We start from the raw sequence: 2,127 nt of genomic DNA on the forward strand, positions 1-2,127 counted from the left end.
GGGGGCACCGGGGCATCCACCCCGGAACACCCCGGCGGGGGGGGGGCCCCGGCGCCCCCCCCCGCGCCCCCCCCCCCCCCCCCCCCCCCCCCCCCCCCCCGCGCGCCCCCCCGCGCCCCCCCCGGCGCCCCCCCACACCCCGTTCCGCCCGGTCCCACCGGTACGGCTTCCGCCCGCGGCTACGGCAGGGCGAGCATCCGCTCCAGCGCCGCCTGCGCGTAGTGCGCGGTGTCCGCGTCCACCCGGATCTGGTTGATCTCGTTGCCGTCCGCGAGCGACTCCAGCGTCCAGACCAGGTGCGGCAGGTCGATGCGGTTCATGGTGGAGCAGAAGCAGACCGTACGGTCGAGGAAGACGATCTCCTTGTTCCCCGCGGCCTCGGTGGCGAACCGATTCGCCAGCCGCCGTACGAGGTTCAGCTCGGTGCCCACCGCCCACTTGGAGCCGGCGGGCGCCGCCTCCAGGGCCTTGATGATGTACTCCGTCGAGCCCACCTCGTCGGCGGCCGAGACGACCTCGTGCCGGCACTCCGGGTGCACCAGGACGTTGACCCCGGGTATGCGCGCGCGCACCTCCTCGACCGAGTCGAGCGAGAACCGGCCGTGCACCGAGCAGTGGCCGCGCCACAGGATCATCTTCGCGTCGCGCAGCTGCTGGGCGCTCAGTCCGCCGTTCGGCCGGTGCGGGTTGTAGACCACGCAGTCCTCCGGCGACATGCCGAGGTCCCGTACCGCGGTGTTGCGGCCGAGGTGCTGGTCGGGCAGGAACAGCACCTTGTCGCCCTGCTCGAACGCCCAGGTCAGCGCCCGCTCCGCGTTCGAGGAGGTGCAGATCGTGCCGCCGTGCCTGCCGGTGAAGGCCTTGATGTCGGCGGAGGAGTTCATGTACGCGACGGGGACGGTGCGCTCGCTGACGCCCGCCTCCGCCAGGACGTCCCAGCACTCCGCGACCTGCTCGGCAGTCGCCATGTCGGCCATGGAGCAGCCGGCCGCGAGGTCCGGGAGGATCACCTTCTGCTCCGGGGACGTCAGGATGTCCGCCGACTCGGCCATGAAGTGCACACCGCAGAAGACGATGTACTCGGCCCCGGGCCGGGCCGCGGCGTCCCGCGCGAGCTTGAAGGAGTCGCCGGTCACGTCGGCGAACTGGATGACCTCGTCGCGCTGGTAGTGGTGGCCGAGCACGAACACCCGGTCCCCGAGCCGCTCCTTCGCGGCGCGGGCGCGCGCCACGAGGTCCGGGTCGGATGCGGCGGGCAGGTCGCCGGGACACTCGACCCCCCGCTCGCTGTGCGGATCGGCCTCCCGGCCGAGCAGCAGCAGCGCCAGCGGTGTGGGCTGCACGTCGAGTTCCGTAAGGGGTTGGGCCGTGGTCACGTCACGCACCCTTTCTTCTCTGCGGACCGGTGTACTGCGTCGCGCCTTTTCGTCGGATTGACGCTATCTATCATATCTGCTTCGCGTCATATTGACGATGCCGATACCGTCGATGTGACGCGATCCCTCGCCGCCAGAGCGCATCCGCGGGGCCGCTCCGCACAGGTGCGCGGTGTGCGAGCATGAAGGGGGAATGAGTACCGAGTCGCGGAATGAATCCGCGGCCACGCCGGTTTCCACAGTCGGTAAGCAGTCCGTACAACCCGGGAGAGAAGCAGATGTCCGTATCGGACGAGACCACCACCGTGAGCGACGGCATCCTCCTGTCCGACGCCGCCGCGAGCAAGGTCAAGACCCTGCTCGACCAGGAGGGTCGCGAGGACCTCGCGCTGCGCGTCGCCGTTCAGCCCGGTGGCTGCTCCGGCTTGCGTTACCAGCTGTTCTTCGACGAGCGCTCGCTCGACGGCGACATCGTCAAGGAGTTCGGTGGCGTCAAGGTCGTCACCGACCGCATGAGCGCCCCGTACCTGGGCGGCGCCTCGATCGACTTCGTCGACACGATCGAGAAGCAGGGCTTCACCATCGACAACCCGAATGCGACGGGTTCCTGCGCCTGCGGCGACTCCTTCCACTGAGCCGCACCGCCGGAGTCCGGCGGGGGCGCGAGGCCGGCCCGGGGGGGGGGGGGGGGGCGGCGGGCCCCCCCCCCCCCCGGCGGGGGGGGGGGGGGGGCCGGCGCGGCGGGGGGGGC

The 2,127-nt window shown here is 71.8% G+C and carries 2 protein-coding genes; one reads left to right on the forward strand and one right to left on the reverse strand.

What is annotated here, in order from left to right:
• Positions 1-179: 179 nt before the first annotated feature.
• Complete coding sequence (gene nadA / locus LCE31_RS35520) at positions 180-1,376, reverse strand: quinolinate synthase NadA (protein ID WP_225021942.1); 1,197 nt, start codon at positions 1,374-1,376, stop codon at positions 180-182.
• Between the two features lie 278 nt (positions 1,377-1,654).
• Between nadA and LCE31_RS35525 the strand changes: the two genes are divergently transcribed.
• Positions 1,655-2,011: a HesB/IscA family protein gene (locus LCE31_RS35525; protein WP_225021943.1), complete on the forward strand. Its 357-nt coding sequence runs from the start codon at positions 1,655-1,657 to the stop codon at positions 2,009-2,011.
• Positions 2,012-2,127: the final 116 nt, after the last annotated feature.

The sequence above is a fragment of the Streptomyces sp. 8L genome (assembly GCF_020176795.1).
GTDB lineage: Bacteria > Actinomycetota > Actinomycetes > Streptomycetales > Streptomycetaceae > Streptomyces.